This is a genomic window from Pseudomonas sp. R76 (assembly GCF_009834565.1).
Classification (GTDB): domain Bacteria; phylum Pseudomonadota; class Gammaproteobacteria; order Pseudomonadales; family Pseudomonadaceae; genus Aquipseudomonas.
In genome coordinates this window covers 2,000,819-2,014,399 of the sequence record NZ_CP019428.1, presented here as the reverse complement: position 1 = coordinate 2,014,399, position 13,581 = coordinate 2,000,819, and the positions used below count along the sequence as shown (strand labels likewise).

At 59.8% G+C, this 13,581-nt stretch carries 11 protein-coding genes; 3 read left to right on the top strand and 8 right to left on the bottom strand.

Features of this window, described 5'->3' with window-relative positions; genetic code table 11:
• Positions 1-8: 8 nt before the first annotated feature.
• Entirely contained in the window at positions 9-2,699 is a 2,691-nt protein-coding gene (locus tag PspR76_RS09195) for a DEAD/DEAH box helicase (RefSeq protein ID WP_159954910.1), read from the top strand.
• Positions 2,700-2,800: 101 nt separating this feature from the next.
• On the opposite strand, the gene nagZ is transcribed toward PspR76_RS09195, so the two are convergent.
• Both nagZ and psrA read right to left on the bottom strand, forming a co-directional pair.
• Positions 2,801-3,811, bottom strand: coding sequence for a beta-N-acetylhexosaminidase (gene nagZ / locus PspR76_RS09190; RefSeq protein ID WP_159954909.1), 1,011 nt, complete (start codon positions 3,809-3,811; stop codon positions 2,801-2,803).
• A 144-nt stretch (positions 3,812-3,955) separates the two neighbouring features.
• The gene (psrA, locus tag PspR76_RS09185) at positions 3,956-4,663 is read right to left on the bottom strand and encodes a transcriptional regulator PsrA (protein WP_159954908.1); all 708 of its coding nucleotides are present in this window, start codon (positions 4,661-4,663) and stop codon (positions 3,956-3,958) included.
• Between the two features lie 263 nt (positions 4,664-4,926).
• Here psrA and lexA point away from each other — a divergent pair, with 263 nt between their 5' ends.
• Together lexA and sulA are read left to right on the top strand one after the other, a co-directional pair.
• Entirely contained in the window at positions 4,927-5,535 is a 609-nt protein-coding gene (gene lexA, locus PspR76_RS09180; protein WP_017137423.1) for a transcriptional repressor LexA, read from the top strand.
• Positions 5,536-5,545: 10 nt separating this feature from the next.
• The gene (sulA, locus tag PspR76_RS09175) at positions 5,546-6,019 is read left to right on the top strand and encodes an SOS-induced cell division inhibitor SulA (RefSeq protein WP_064451387.1); all 474 of its coding nucleotides are present in this window, start codon (positions 5,546-5,548) and stop codon (positions 6,017-6,019) included.
• A 25-nt stretch (positions 6,020-6,044) separates the two neighbouring features.
• Here the strand turns inward: sulA and PspR76_RS09170 are convergent, their stop codons facing one another.
• From PspR76_RS09170 to fadB, 6 genes are all read right to left on the bottom strand, one after another.
• Positions 6,045-6,278, bottom strand: a complete 234-nt coding sequence (locus PspR76_RS09170) for a hypothetical protein (RefSeq protein ID WP_159954907.1) — start codon at positions 6,276-6,278, stop codon at positions 6,045-6,047.
• A gap of 226 nt (positions 6,279-6,504) precedes the next feature.
• The gene (locus PspR76_RS09165; protein ID WP_159954906.1) at positions 6,505-7,026 is read right to left on the bottom strand and encodes a DUF6586 family protein; all 522 of its coding nucleotides are present in this window, start codon (positions 7,024-7,026) and stop codon (positions 6,505-6,507) included.
• Between the two features lie 127 nt (positions 7,027-7,153).
• Complete coding sequence (gene topA, locus PspR76_RS09160) at positions 7,154-9,775, bottom strand: type I DNA topoisomerase (protein WP_053255039.1); 2,622 nt, start codon at positions 9,773-9,775, stop codon at positions 7,154-7,156.
• A gap of 114 nt (positions 9,776-9,889) precedes the next feature.
• Positions 9,890-10,126 (bottom strand): DUF1653 domain-containing protein, encoded by a 237-nt coding sequence (locus PspR76_RS09155; RefSeq protein ID WP_017137419.1) that lies wholly within the window; start codon positions 10,124-10,126, stop codon positions 9,890-9,892.
• 97 nt (positions 10,127-10,223) lie between these two features.
• Positions 10,224-11,399: an acetyl-CoA C-acyltransferase FadA gene (fadA, locus tag PspR76_RS09150; RefSeq protein ID WP_024074080.1), complete on the bottom strand. Its 1,176-nt coding sequence runs from the start codon at positions 11,397-11,399 to the stop codon at positions 10,224-10,226.
• 29 nt (positions 11,400-11,428) lie between these two features.
• The gene (gene fadB, locus PspR76_RS09145) at positions 11,429-13,576 is read right to left on the bottom strand and encodes a fatty acid oxidation complex subunit alpha FadB (RefSeq protein ID WP_159954905.1); all 2,148 of its coding nucleotides are present in this window, start codon (positions 13,574-13,576) and stop codon (positions 11,429-11,431) included.
• Positions 13,577-13,581: the final 5 nt, after the last annotated feature.

Here is a 13,581-nt window from a genome sequence, read left to right as displayed (position 1 = left end):
CCAGCGCCATGCCCCTGACGTCGTCGTTGACCAAACCCCTGGCCCCTTCGTGGGCCAATCGCTTTAAAGAGCAAAGCCTTGAGCGCGGGCGGCGCTATGCCCTGGAAAACCGTGTGCGCATCGTCGAGTCCGGCGACAGCACCATTGTTGCCAGTTGCGAAGGCTCGGGTGGCAACGTATACCGCCAGACCATTTCGCTGCGCGAATCGGCCAAGGGCACGCTGATCCTGGTGGACAGCCGCTGTACCTGCCCGGTGCACACCAACTGCAAACACATCGCGGCAGTGCTGCTCAAGGTCCAGGAAACCCTGGCCTACCCGGCAGCAGCGCAGGATGCCGAGTTGCTGGAGAAACTCCAGGCCGTGCTGGATAACCGCGTGGTGTTGCCACAAGTGGTGATGGAGGATGTGCGGCCAGTGCCGCGCCTGTGGCTGGCGAGTGTCGAGTTCAGTGCGTTTGAACCGCGCAATGGCAAGATGCAGCGCTATATCCAGCACCGCGCAGCACTGTCGTTTAATTACCTGGGCAACTATGTCAGCGGGCAAAAGAACGCCGACATCATCGTGCGCCAGGAAACCCAGAGCCTGCGCATCAAGCGTCACCCGGAGCTGGAGCAGCCGTACCGCGAGCAACTGCGCCTGCTCGGCTTCAAGATCGCCACGCGCCAGAGCAAGGCGCTGCCGGAGAGTGCCGGTGAATTGTTCGAGATGGTCAATGACAGCGCCTGGCTGAACTTCACGCTCAACGCCTCGCCCACCCTGCGCGCCGAGGGTTGGGAGCTGCAGATCGATGAGGATTTCGGCTTTGACCTGAGCGCCGTCGATGACTGGTACGCCACCGTCGATGAAGGGCCGGAACGCGATTGGTTTGACTTGGAACTGGGGATCATCGTCAACGGTGAGCGGCTGAGCCTGTTGCCGATCCTGCTTAACCTGATGCGTTCCCACACCGAAATCCTCAACCCGGAAAAACTCGCCCGGCGCCGCGATGAAGAGCTGATCCTGGTGAACATCCCCGGCCTGCCCAACGGCCACGGCCCGCTGCAAGTGGCGCTGCCTTATGGGCGATTAAAACCGGTGCTGGCCACCCTCGGCGAGTTTTACCTGCAGGAATCCGGCACCACCACGTTGCGCCTGGCCAAGGCCGACGCGATTCGTCTCAACCCGCTGGAAGACCTGCCGCTGCAATGGGAAGGCGGCGAGAAGATCCGCAACTTCGCCCAGCGCCTGCGCGACATCAAGGATTTCACCTGCGAGGCGCCCGAGGGCTTGAACGCGACCTTGCGCCCGTACCAACTGGAAGGCTTGAGCTGGATGCAGTCGCTGCGCCAACTCGACGTCGGCGGGATTCTTGCGGATGACATGGGCCTGGGTAAAACCCTGCAGACCCTGGCGCATATTCTCAGCGAAAAAATCGCCGGGCGCCTGGATCGGCCGTGCATGGTGGTGATGCCCACCAGCCTGATTCCCAATTGGCTCGACGAAGCGGCGCACTTCACCCCGCAGCTCAAGGTGCTGGCGCTGTATGGTGCGACACGCAAAAAGCACTTCGCCAATTTGCAGGACTACGACCTGCTGCTGACGACGTATGCGCTACTGCCCAAAGACATCGAACAGCTCGCCGCCCTGCCCTTGCATGTGCTGATCCTCGATGAAGCCCAGTACATCAAAAACCCCAACAGCAAGGCAGCCCAGGCCGCGCGCGAGCTGACTGCGCGCCAGCGCCTGTGCCTGAGTGGCACACCGTTGGAAAACCACCTGGGCGAGTTGTGGTCGCTGTTCCACTTCCTGCTGCCGGGCTGGTTGGGCGACGTGAAAAGCTTTAACCGCGATTACCGTGTGCCCATCGAAAAGCGCGCCAGTGATGTGCGCTTGCAGCACCTCAACGGTCGGATCAAACCCTTCCTGCTGCGCCGCACCAAAGAGCAGGTGGCGACGGAGCTACCGCCCAAGACCGAGATCATCCATTGGGTCGACCTCAACGAGGCCCAGCGTGATGTGTACGAAACCATGCGCCTGGCCATGGACAAAAAAGTCCGCGACGAAATCACCCGCAAAGGCGTGGCGCGCAGCCAGATCATTATTCTTGAAGCGCTGCTCAAGCTGCGCCAGGTGTGCTGCGACCTGCGCCTGGTCAACGACGCCACCCTGCCCGCGCGTGGCAGCAGCTCGGGCAAACTCGACAGCCTGATGGAAATGCTCGAAGAGCTGTTTGCCGAAGGGCGGCGGATTTTGCTGTTCTCGCAGTTCACCTCGATGCTGAGCCTGATTGAAGCCGAACTGAAGAAGCGCGGGGTTGCTTACGCGCTGCTGACCGGCCAGACCCGCGACCGGCGCACGCCGGTGAAAGACTTCCAGAGCGGCAAGCTGCAGATTTTTCTGATCAGCCTGAAGGCGGGCGGCGTGGGCTTGAACCTGACCGAAGCCGACACGGTGATTCACTATGACCCGTGGTGGAACCCGGCCACGGAGAACCAAGCCACCGACCGCGCGTATCGCATCGGGCAGGAGAAGCCGGTGTTCGTCTACAAGATGATTGCGCGGGGCACAGTGGAGGAGAAAATCCAGCACCTGCAAAAGGAAAAATCCGACCTGGCGGCGGGCGTGCTGGATGGGCGTACGACCGGGGATTGGCAGTTGGGCAATGAGGATATCGAGGCGTTGTTTGCGCCGTTGCCGAATAAGCAAGAGAAGCGCTGACCTTCAGATCGCTATCGCGGGCAAGCCCGCTCCCACCTTTGAATGTGTTCACAAATCAAAATGTGGGAGCTGGCTTGCCTGCGATGGGCGCGCCACGGTTATCAGTCGATCAACTGAGCATCCCGCAACGCTGTGAGCGCCGCCAACCAACGCGGGTCCTGCTTATAGTCCGTAGAGGCAATCGCCTGCCCACGCATACGCGCGATTCGGGCAGACGGCGTGACCTTCATGCGTTGCGCAGCCGTCAGCGCCAGTTCGGCAGCCGCGCGGTCATTGCACACCAGGCCCATATCACAGCCGGCCGTCAACGCCGCCTCGATTCGACTGGCCGCATCACCGACCACATGCGCCCCGGCCATGGACAGGTCATCACTGAAAATCACCCCATCGAACTGCAACTCGCCACGCAAAATCTCCTGCAACCAGCGGCGCGAGAAGCCGGCCGGCTGGGTGTCCACCTGCGGGTAAATGACGTGTGCAGGCATTACCGCCGCCAACTGCTTGCTCAGGCGTGCGAAAGGCACCAGGTCATTGGCGCGAATCTGTTCCAGGCTGCGTTCGTCATTGGGAATCGCCACATGGGAATCCGCCTCGGCCCAACCGTGGCCTGGGAAGTGTTTGCCGGTGGCGGCCATGCCGGCGCTGTTCATGCCGCGAATGAAGGCGCCGGCGAGCACAGCGGCGCGCTCGGGGTCGCCTTCGAACGAGCGCGTGCCGACCACGGCACTGCGCTGGTAATCCAGGTCCAGCACCGGGGCGAAGCTCAGGTCCAGGCCGACCGCCAGCACTTCAGTGGCCATGATCCAGCCGCACTGTTCGGCAAGGTATTCGGCGTTCGGCTTATCCGCCAAAAAGCGCATGGCGGGCAGACGTACAAAACCCTGGCGCAAACGCTGCACACGCCCGCCTTCCTGGTCGACGGCCAACAGCAAGTCCGGGCGCACGGCGCGGATCGCCGCGCTCAATTCACGCACTTGGCGTGGATGCTCGATATTGCGCGCAAAAATGATCAGGCCGCCCACTTCAGGCTGGCGCAACAGGTGGCGATCCTCGGCCGTCAGACAAGTACCGGCCACATCGACCATTAACGAACCTTGCAGGGCAGCAGTCATAAACCTTCCTTAAATAACGCACACAACCCGTTACCCTCACCTGGCGCAATAAGCGCAGTGAGCACAACGGGTTGCGAGTAAATAGCTGAAATCGGCATGGCGGCTAGCTTAGCGGATGCAAGCGGCCGCGCACACCCAGGGCGGTCACGCCTTGGCGACGGCCGGCGTGGATTTGCTGCGTGGGCGCAATTGCGCGGCCGCCATGGCCGGGTCGGTCACGCCGGTTTCGGCACGCATGCCGGCGGCGAGGAACGGCACCATCAGGCGCATGACCTGTTCGATCGAGGTGTTGACGCCGAAATCGGTCTCGGCAATCGCACGCAATGCCTTGATGCCGGACATGCTGAATGCCGCAGCGCCGAGCATGAAATGCACGCGCCAGAACAGTTCGATCGGCGGAATACGCGGGGCAGCTTCGTTGACCAGCAACATGTAGCGACGGAAAACCTTGCCGTACATGTCTTCCAGGTAACGTCGCAGGTGGCCCTGGCTCTGACTGAAGGCCAAGCCCAGCAAACGCATGAAAATCGACAGGTCGTTGCCGCTGCGTGGTTGAACCACCAGGGCTTGCTCAACCAGGATTTCCAGCAGTTCTTCCAGGCTTGGCTTGTTTTCCGGCTTGGTCTGGCGACGCTCCAGCTCTCGGTCGAGGCTGGCGCAGAATGGCCCCAGGAAGCGCGAGAAAACCGCCTGGATCAGGGCTTTTTTCGAGCCGAAATGGTAGTTCACGGCAGCGAGGTTGACCCCAGCCTTGCTGGTGATCAGCCGCAATGAAGTTTCAGCAAATCCTTTTTCCGCGAACAATTGCTCGGCAGCATCGAGAATGCGTTCAACGGTTTCCGACTGGGCCATGGCTACTCCGCCTGACAAACACTTGTTTGAAACATACGTTTCAGGGTGTGTCTTGTCAAGCCTGCGAGTCCGTTTTCCGGCCGGGCAGTCACCTATTTCATCGCTATTTAATCACATCCTTACGGGTCTGTAGGCAGCGCTGTCTCTGCCTCGTGGGACGGGTGACGAATGACCGTCCAGCGGAGTGCCGGAAAAGGATGATTGCCAAGCGCAGTTCACTGTATATAATCCCAGTCACTGTATAAAAAGACAGAGCGATCAACATGCTAAAACTGACGCCACGCCAAGCTGAGATTCTGGCTTTTATCAAGCGCTGCCTCGATGACAACGGCTACCCGCCGACGCGAGCGGAAATTGCGCTGGAACTGGGGTTCAAGTCCCCCAACGCCGCCGAAGAACACCTCAAGGCCCTCGCTCGCAAAGGCGCGATCGAGATGACCCCCGGTGCTTCACGCGGTATTCGCATCCCTGGTTTCGAAGCAAAGGCCGACGAATCGACCCTGCCGATCATCGGCCGCGTCGCCGCCGGTGCGCCGATCCTGGCGCAGCAGCACGTCGAAGAGTCCTGCAACATCAACCCGACCTTCTTCCATCCGCGTGCCGACTACCTGTTGCGCGTACACGGCATGAGCATGAAGGACGTGGGCATCTTCGATGGCGACCTGCTGGCCGTCCATACCACTCGTGAAGCCCGTAATGGCCAGATCGTCGTCGCCCGTATCGGCGATGAAGTCACCGTAAAACGCTTCAAGCGTGAAGGCAGCAAGGTTTGGCTGATGGCCGAAAACCCTGAGTTCGCCCCGATTGAAGTGAACCTGAAAGATCAGGACCTGGTGATCGAAGGCTTGAGCGTCGGCGTCATTCGCCGCTAAAGGAGGCACCATGCAGCTCGTGCACACCCCACAACACACACAACTGTCGCTGTTCGAGGCCTTTATGGCCCAACCCCTCGCGCCCATCCTCAAGGAAACGGTCGAGGCCCCTTGGGGCTCCGAACCTGAGGCGTTCAGTGAACTGTCGTTGCGCGGTGCAGCTGGGAGCTGCCTGAGCCTGCTGGCGCCGATCCTGCGCGAACTGAGCGAAGAACAGGACGCGCGCTGGCTGACGCTGATCGCCCCGCCCGCCAGCCTGACCCAGGCCTGGTTGCGGGATGCCGGCCTCAACCGCGAGCGTATTCTGCTGCTGCAACCACGCGGCACGCAAAGCGCTCAGCAGTTGACCTGCGAAGCGCTGCGCCTGGGGCGTAGCCATACGGTGGTGAGCTGGTTGAATCCGTTGAATGCTACGGCCAAGCAACAGTTGATCAGCGCCGCACGTACGGGCGATGCGCAGAGTTTGAATATTCGTTTGGGGTAATGGGATGCGGCGGGTTTGCTGATACTCAGTGAAGAACCCGCGGCCCCTCGTCCTTCTCCGGCTCGCCTTCTGCCAGGCGACCCGCCATCTGCACACCGACGCTCAACATGGCTTTTGCCACTTCCACGTGCTGGCCTTGCAGGAACGCTTTTGCGTCTTCGGAAAAATCCAAAATAACCAGAGAACCCTCGTCCTCAGCCCGGCGTAGCTCGATTCGGCCGTCAGGCAATTCAACAATTTCCAGAAAGGACGTTGGCATAAAAGTCTGTTCTCCACGAAAGGCCGGATTATATCAGTCATCCACCCAGCCTCGTTGAGGATCTGCACGGGTTTCTTTACGGCTTGATGAATGGTGCTGTCGGGAATGCAGCTATCAGTGTGGGAGCTGGCTTGCCTGCGATGGCGATGTATCAGTCAATCACCAGCAAGCTGACCCACCGCTATCGCAGGCAAGCCAGCTCCCACATTTGTTCAGCGACACCGCTTCAACACTCGTTCAAGCCTTCCCGAAATCGCAACGCCATCTTCTTCAGCTCCTGCCGCCAGCTCTCCAGCTCTTCACGGCTCAATGGCTTGGGCTCATCCTCTTCCAGTGCAACAGCGACGATCAGCGGCTGTGTCACATCACCCTTGGGCACATGCGGCACGCGTGGCGGCTGGAACATGTCGGCATGCGCCTTGAGCAAGCGGGCGACCCAGCTGTCGGGGCTCTGGGCCATTTCCACCAGCTCAGCCAACTCGGGAATCGCCATGCTGTCGAGCACTTCGCGGTTCATGATCATTTCCGCACGCGGCGAGCCAGCCTGGGGTAAACGGTAGAACCCGGCGATTTCATGGCACAGCCCCAGCAGGGCGCCATAGAGGTGGAACAATGCAGCCTCACGTCCCGCCTGCACCAGCGCGATGGCATTCATCTCTTTCCCTTCCTCGGCGCGGCCAAGGGCTTCCAGAGACAAACCCGCGAAGTAAATTTTCTGGTTGGTACGGGTATAGAGTTCGTTGGCCATAACGGCAGTCTCCACAACGAAATAAGCGTGATGCTGGCTGAACAGTGTCACGGATCAGCCAAGTTTCCTGCAAGCGCAAAAAAAGGCCGCCTGAACAGGCGGCCTTTGTATTTCGCAGCGTAGTCGATCAAGCGCCCTGGCGCTTGTCCTCGACCTTCCACTTGCCGCCGTCGTAGAAGGCTTTCCAGCCCGTAGGCTTGCCGTCCACTTCGGTCTGCACGTACTGCTCCTTGGTTTTGCGGCTGTAGCGGATCACGGCCGGGCGACCGTCAGGATCCTTCTTCGGCGCTTCACACAGGAAGTGGTACTTCGGATCGATCTCGTCCTTGTGCGGCACGATTTCCAGCACCAACGGCGCACGGGTCTCGCGGTTTTTCGGGAACTGGCTGGCTGCCAGGAACAACCCCGAAGCGCCGTCGCGCAGGATGTAGGTGTCGTTGACCTTCTCGCACTTGAGCTCAGGCATCTTCACCGGGTCCATCTTCGGCGGCGCCGCGTCACCGCTTTTCAGCAGTTTGCGGGTGTTCTTGCACGTCGGGTTGGTGCAACCGAAGAACTTACCGAAACGGCCGGTCTTGAGCTGCATCTCACTGCCGCACTTGTCGCATTCCAGGCTCGGGCCTTCATAGCCCTTGATACGGTAGCTGCCCTCTTCGATCTCGTAGCCGTCGCAATCCGGGTTGTTACCGCAGATGTGCAACTTGTGCTTCTCGTCGAGCAGGTAAGCGTCCATCGCCGTGCTGCAGATCGGGCAACGGTGCTTGCCACGCAGTACCAGCGACTCAGACTCACCCTCGTCGTCAGCAGCGATTTCGTCGCCCGGCACCAGGTTGACGGTGGCCTTGCAGCGCTCTTTCGGCGGCAGGCTGTAGCCCGAGCAACCCAGGAACACGCCGGTGGACGCGGTACGAATCTGCATCGGGCGGCCGCAGGTCAGGCACGGGATGTCAGTCATCACCGGCTGGTTGGCACGCATGCCGCTCTCAGGGCTTTCGGCCACTTCGAGTTTCTTTTTGAAGTCGCCGTAGAACTCATCCAGCACGTTTTTCCAGTCGCGCTCGCCCTGGGCTACGTCATCGAGGTTCTCTTCCATGCCGGCGGTGAAGCCGTAGTCCATCAGGTTAGAGAAGCTCTCGGACAGGCGCTCGGTGACGATGTCGCCCATCTTTTCCGAGTAGAAACGACGGTTGTGCAGCGCAACGTAGCCGCGGTCCTGGATGGTGGAAATGATCGCCGCGTAGGTCGAAGGACGACCGATACCGCGTTTTTCCATCTCTTTCACCAGGCTCGCTTCCGAATAACGCGCCGGAGGCTTGGTGAAGTGCTGGGACGGGTCGAGCTTGATCAGCTTCAGCGTGTCGCCCTGGGCCATGTCCGGCAGCACATCGTCGTCGCCAGGCTTGGCGATTTGCGGCATCACGCGGGTGTAGCCGTCGAACTTGAGGATACGGCCCTTGGCACGCAGCTCGAAGTCGCCAGCGCCCACGCTGACGGTGGTAGACAGGTATTGCGCCGGCAGCATCTGGCAGGCCAGGAATTGGCGCCAGATCAGCTCGTAGAGGCGCTCAGCGTCGCGCTCCATGCCGCTCAGCTTGCTTGGCTCGGTGTTGGCGTCGGAAGGACGAATCGCTTCGTGAGCCTCCTGCGCGCCTTCTTTGCTGCTGTAGACGTTCGGCTTCTCCGGCAGGTACTTCTTGCCGAACTCGCTTTCAATATAAGTCCGCGCCATCGCCACCGCGTCTTGCGACAGGTTGGTGGAGTCGGTACGCATATAAGTGATGTAGCCGGCTTCGTACAGACGCTGGGCCATCATCATGGTTTTCTTCACCCCGAAGCCCAGGCGGTTACTCGCGGCCTGCTGCAGGGTGGAGGTGATGAACGGTGCCGACGGCTTGCTGCTGGTCGGTTTGTCTTCGCGCTTGACGATGCTGTAGCTGGAAGCCTTGAGCTTTTCCAGCGCGGCCATGGCCTGGGCTTCGTTCAGCGGCTTGAAGGCCTCGCCTTTCTCGCGAGCCACTTCAAAGCGCACGTTGGCGCCTTTGGCAGTGCCGAGGTCAGCGTGGACTTCCCAATATTCTTCGGGGTTGAACGCACGAATCTCGCGCTCGCGCTCCACCACCAGTTTTACCGCAACCGATTGCACACGGCCGGCGGACAAGCCACGGGCGATCTTCGCCCACAGCAGTGGCGAAACCATGTAGCCCACGACGCGGTCGAGGAAACGACGGGCCTGCTGGGCGTTTACACGGTCGATGTCCAGCTCGCCCGGCTTGGAGAAGGCTTCCTGGATGGCTTTCTTGGTGATTTCGTTGAACACCACGCGCTTGTAGCGGCTGTCATCACCGCCGATGGCTTCCCGCAGGTGCCAGGCAATGGCTTCCCCTTCGCGGTCCAAGTCCGTCGCGAGATAGATGGTGTCAGCATCTTTGGCGAGCCGACGCAGCTCTTCGATGACCTTTTCCTTGCCAGGAAGGATTTCGTACTTGGCCTTCCAGCCATGTTCCGGGTCCACACCCATACGCGAGACCAGCTGCTTGCGCGCTTTCTCTTTAGGGGTGAGCACCGGACCTTCGCCCGCAGCCGCCTTGCCGCGCTTGGCGGCAGGCTCCTTGCTGGCGCTAGCCGAACCGCTGGTGGGCAGGTCTCGGATATGGCCGATACTCGACTTCACCACGTACTCGTTACCCAAGTACTTGTTGATGGTCTTGGCCTTAGCCGGGGATTCCACAATGACCAGCGATTTGCCCATGGATCGGAAAATTCCTGAATTCGAGAAGTGAAAGGCAGTTGGCGCCTGTCGCGGCAACGCTATATATAGTGGCAACAAGGTGAGGTCAAGCGCAGCATTCTGCGCGGCCCGCCGTTATTGCCCTGAAAAAAGACTGGGTTCGACTTGGACCAAAGCAAAGCGCGGGACCTGCTCGCCGTCAACTTCGACGGTCTCCAGGAACATGCTCAAAGGGCGCACCCAAAAGCCGTAATCGCCATACAGTGCTTGGTAAAACACCACTTCTTCTTCCGTTTCAGAGTGCCGTGCCACGTTAAAAACGCGGTACTGCGGCCCCTTATAATGTTGGTAGAGCCCTGGTTCGACTTTCATGCTCTGGCCCTCTTACAAAATTTGTTAAAAAAAAATATTAAAAATTCCAAAAAACAAAAACCGGGGCACTGGGCCCCGGCTTCCGTCAACTCAACGCTTAGACGCGTTCGAAGACGGTGGAAATGCCTTGGCCGAGACCAATGCACATGGTTGCAACCCCAAGGTTACCGCCATTTTGCTTCATCACGTTAAGCAAAGTGCCGGAAATACGTGCACCGGAGCAACCAAATGGGTGGCCCAGGGCAATCGCACCGCCGTGCAGGTTAACCTTCTCGTTCATCTTGTCGAGTACTTTCAAATCTTTCAGCACTGGCAGGGCCTGTGCGGCGAAAGCTTCGTTGAGCTCGAAGAAGTCGATATCAGAGATGGTCAGGCCTGCGCGCTTCAAGGCTTTTTGTGTGGCCGGTACTGGACCATAGCCCATGATTGCCGGGTCCACACCCGCCACGGCCATCGAACGGATCACGGCCAGTGGCTGGATACCCAGGTCCTGGGCACGCTGCGCCGACATCACGATCATGCACGAGGCACCGTCGGTGATTTGCGACGAAGTACCGGCTGTCACGGTGCCGCCCTTTGGATTGAAAGCAGGCTTGAGGGCCGCCAGACTTTCCAGGGTGGTGTCCGGACGAATGGTTTCGTCGTAGTCGAACAGTTTCAGGAAACCGTTCTCGTCGTAGCCGTTCATCGGGATGATCTCATCCTTGAACTTGCCTTCCACGGTCGCCTTGTGGGCCAACTGGTGGGAACGCAGGCCGAACGCGTCCTGGGCTTCGCGGGTAATGCCGTGCATTTTGCCAAGCATTTCTGCGGTCAGGCCCATCATGCCCGAGGCTTTAGCCGCGTACAGCGACATGTGCGGGTTAGGGTCTACGCCGTGCATCATGCTGACGTGGCCCATGTGCTCCACGCCACCGACTACGAACACATCACCGTTACCGGTCATGATCGCTTGCGCAGCGGTGTGCAGCGCGCTCATCGACGAGCCACACAGGCGGCTGACGGTCTGGCCAGCGGCCGTGTGCGGGATCTGGGTCATCAACGACGCCATGCGCGCGATGTTCCAGCCCTGCTCCAGGGTCTGGTTGACGCAGCCCCAGATCACGTCTTCGACTTCGTTCGGGTCGACCTTGACGTTGCGCTCCAGCAGCTTGCTGATCAGGTGCGCGGACATGTCTTCGGCACGGGTGTTGCGGTGCATGCCGCCCTTGGAGCGGCCCATTGGTGTGCGACCGAAGTCGACAATCACCACGTCTCTTGGATTCAAGCTCATAAATATTCTCGCTCTAGTCGTCTGGGCGCTTAACCGAAGAAGCTCTGGCCGTTTTTGGCCATCTCACGCAGCTTCGCGGTCGGGTGGTACAGCGGGCCCAGATCAGCGTATTTGTCAGCCAGGGCAACGAACTCGGCCACACCGATCGAGTCGATGTAACGCAGCGCACCACCACGGAATGGAGGGAAACCAATACCGTACACCAGGCCCATATCGGCTTCGGCGGCGGTTTCAATGATGCCGTCTTCCAGGCAACGTACGGTTTCCAGGCACAGGGCGATCATCATCCAGTTGATGATGTCCTCGTCGGACACCTCACGCTGTTCGTAGATGACCGGCGCGAGTACTTCGTGAACCGACGGGTCGGCCACTTTCTTCTGCTTGCCCTTCTTGTCGGCCTCGTAGGCGTAGAAGCCTTTGCCATTCTTCTGGCCCAGGCGCTTGGCCTCGTACAGCGCGTCGATCGCCGAACGGCGGTCGTCTTTCATGCGGTCCGGGAAGCCTTCAGCCATAACGTCGCGACCGTGGTGGCCGGTGTCGATGCCGACCACGTCCATCAGGTACGCCGGGCCCATTGGCCAGCCGAATTTTTCCATGACCTTGTCGATACGCACAAAATCCACACCGGCGCTGACCAACTTGGCGAAACCGCCGAAGTACGGGAACAGCACGCGGTTGACCAAAAAGCCCGGGCAGTCGTTAACGACGATCGGGTTCTTGCCCATTTTCTTGGCGTAGGCAACGGTGGTGGCAACGGCCAGCTCGCTGGACTTCTCGCCACGGATCACTTCCACCAGCGGCATCATGTGCACCGGGTTGAAGAAGTGCATGCCGACGAAGTTTTCCGGACGCTTGAGGGCTTTGGCCAGCAAGCTGATGGAAATGGTCGAGGTGTTCGAGGCCAGGATGGTGTCTTCTTTAACCTGGGCTTCCACTTCAGCCAGTACGGCTTGCTTGACCTTCGGGTTCTCGACAACCGCTTCGACCACCAAGTCGACGTGGCCGAAATCGCCGTAGGACAGCGTAGGACGAATGCCGTTAAGCACTTCAGCCATTTTCGCAGCGGTCATGCGGCCTTTATCAACGCGGCCCACCAGCAGCTTGGCGGCTTCCGCCAGGCCTTGCTCGATGCCGTGCTCGTTGATGTCTTTCATCAGGATCGGCGTGCCTTTGGACGCCGACTGGTAGGCGATACCGCCGCCCATGATACCGGCGCCGAGTACGGCGGCCTGTTTCACGTCTTTGGCGATTTCGTCGTAGGCCTTGGCCTTTTTCTTCAGCTCCTGATCGTTCAGGAACAGGCCGATCAGGCTCTGGGCAGCCGAGGTTTTCGCCAGTTTGACGAAGCCTGCTGCTTCCACTTCCAGGGCTTTGTCGCGACCGAAGTTCGCAGCCTTCTGGATAGTCTTGATCGCTTCAACCGGCGCCGGGTAGTTCGGGCCGGCTTGGCCAGCCACGAAACCTTTGGCGGTTTCGAACGACATCATTTGTTCGATGGCGTTGAGCTTGAGTTTTTCCAGCTTCGGCTGACGCTTGGCCTTGTAGTCAAATTCGCCGCTGATGGCGCCCTTGATCAGGTTCAGTGCGGCTTCGGCCAGTTTGTCCGGGGCAACCACGGCATCGACAGCGCCGACTTTCAGCGCGTCTTCCGCTTTGTTTTCCTTGCCGGCGGCAATCCACTCGATGGCGTTGTCGGCCCCGATGATGCGCGGCAGGCGCACGGTGCCGCCGAAACCTGGGTAGATGCCCAGCTTGACTTCAGGCAGGCCGATTTTGGCGGTGGCAGACATCACACGGAAGTCTGCGGCCAGGCACATTTCCAGGCCGCCGCCCAACGCGATGCCATTGATCGCGGCAACGGTCGGCACGTTGAGGTCTTCGAAATCGCTGAAGATCTTGTTGGCTTCGAGGTTGCCAGCCACCAGCTCGGCATCGGGCAGCTTGAAGTTGTCGACGAATTCGGTGATGTCAGCGCCGACGATAAATACGTCCTTGCCGCTGGAGACGATCACGCCCTTGACCGATGCATCTGCTTTGATGGTGTCTACGGCCTGACGCAGTTCGTTCAGGGTTAGACGGTTGAACTTGTTGACGGACTCACCCTTGAGGTCGAATTTCAATTCGACGATGCCACTTTCAAGAGCCTTAACCGTGATGGCTTTACCTTCGTAAATCATCAACT